Raw genomic sequence first — 313 nt, forward strand, 5'->3', positions numbered from 1 at the left:
TGGCGTGTTCGCCGGTCCGGTGGCTGCGCACGCGGCGGACACCACCCACACCAAGCCGGTTGCGGCCACGGTGCAGGGTGACAAGCTGATCCCGCACGGCGTGCAGGGCAACCAGTCGCGCATCGACCTGAACGACGAGCAGACCGCCAATGTGAAGGCGATCATTGCGGCGACGAAGAAGGCCGGCATGGACGAGCGCGCCGCGGTCGTCTCCATCGCCACGGCGTTGCAGGAGTCGAAGCTGGAGAACCTCGGCCACCTCGGTGACCGTAACGACCACGACTCGCAGGGCCTGTTCCAGCAGCGCCCCTCC

Annotated in this window: 1 pseudogene; it reads left to right on the top strand. The window is 68.1% G+C overall.

Features of this window, described 5'->3' with window-relative positions:
- A pseudogene (locus tag IF06_RS32720) lies at window positions 1-313 on the top strand (hypothetical protein); the annotation flags it as partial.

It is taken from the genome of Micromonospora globosa (assembly GCF_000717585.1).
Classification (GTDB): Bacteria; Actinomycetota; Actinomycetes; order Mycobacteriales; family Micromonosporaceae; genus Micromonospora; species Micromonospora aurantiaca.